The 1,360-nt window shown below is 65.1% G+C and carries 2 protein-coding genes; one reads left to right on the top strand and one right to left on the bottom strand.

What is annotated here, in order from left to right; all coding sequences use genetic code 11:
• Nucleotides 1-863 (top strand): alpha/beta fold hydrolase (locus tag JMF90_RS37245; protein ID WP_201326358.1); only part of this gene is annotated, 863 nt, incomplete at its 5' end.
• Between the two features lie 52 nt (nt 864-915).
• On the opposite strand, the gene JMF90_RS37240 is transcribed toward JMF90_RS37245, so the two are convergent.
• Nucleotides 916-1,360: aminotransferase class I/II-fold pyridoxal phosphate-dependent enzyme (locus JMF90_RS37240; protein WP_201326357.1), on the bottom strand; the 445-nt coding region annotated here is incomplete at its 5' end.

Genomic DNA, 1,360 nt, shown 5'->3' with positions numbered 1-1,360 from the left:
TATACGAAGTTATTACGCTGGAGGCGATCGGTCCGCTGACCGACCCGACCGCGCACGGCGCGAGCGCGGACGATGCGTTCCACGTCGTCGTGCCGTCGCTGCCGGGCTTCGGCTTCTCGGGCCGGCCAACGAAGACCGGCTGGGGCTCCGACCACATCGCGCGAGCGTGGGGCGAGCTGATGGCGCGGCTCGGCTATACGCGTTTCGTGTCGCAGGGCGGCGACTGCGGCTCGGTGATCTCGCACCGGATGGCGATGCAGCACGTGCAAGGTCTGGCCGGCATTCACGTGAACATGCCGGCGACGGTGCCGCCGGAGATCGCGACGCTGCTCGCGACCGATGCGCCCGCGCCGGCGTCGCTGTCGCCGAAGGAGAAGGCCGCGTACGAGAAGCTCGCGACGTTCTATCGCGACAACTGCGGCTACTCGGCGATGATGGTCACGCGGCCGCAGACGGTCGGTTATGCGCTGGCGGATTCGCCGTCCGGGCAGGCTGCGTGGATGTACGACAAGATTTCGCAATGGACTTATAGCGGAGGAGTACCGGAACGCTCGATTCCGCGCGACGAGATCCTCGACGACATTTCGTTGTACTGGCTGACGAACACCGCGACGTCGGCTGCGCAGATCTACTGGGAGGATCACTCGAACAACTTCAACGCGGTGGATATCTCGTTGCCGGCGGCGATCACGGTGTTTCCGGGCGAGATTTATCAGGCGCCACGCAGTTGGGCCGAGCGGAGTTATCACAACCTGATCTACTTCAACGAAGTCGACAAGGGCGGGCACTTCGCGGCATGGGAAGAGCCTGAACTGTTTGCGCGTGAAGTGCGTGCCGGGTTCCGGTCGTTGCGGCGCGTGTAAGCAGGGTTGTGCGACGAATGCGGGCCGGCTGTTGCGCGGCTCGCGTTCGTTTTCAGGTCACCGCCTGCAACGCCTGCGCAAACCGCTTGTCCGCCAGATACGCGACGTTGAAGCGGCAATACTTCGACGGACGATCGGCCTGCGGCGAGAACACCGCCCCGGGCGCGAGGATCACGCCGCGCTCCAGCAGCGCCTGCGCGAGCAACATCGAATCCGGCCAGCCGGGCAGTGCGGCCCACAGATACAGGTTCTGCTCGCACGGCCGATAGACCTCCGCGCCGAGACGGCCGAGCGCATCGAGCGCGGTGCCGGTCGCGCGCCGCAGCTTCTCCTGCAGATGATTCGTATGCCTGAGAAAATGGCCATCGCTGACGATCGCATCGAGCGTGCGTTCGCAGTATTCCGAGCTGCTGACGTGCGTCAGCATCTTCACGTCGGCGAGATCGCTGGCAAGCGCCGCATTGCACGCGAGAAACCCGACACGCAGCGCGGCCGAC

It is taken from the genome of Burkholderia sp. E168m23 (assembly GCF_016586125.1).
In the GTDB taxonomy this organism is placed as follows: domain Bacteria; phylum Pseudomonadota; class Gammaproteobacteria; order Burkholderiales; family Burkholderiaceae; genus Burkholderia; species Burkholderia orbicola.
This window is presented reverse-complemented; position numbering and strand designations above follow the sequence as displayed.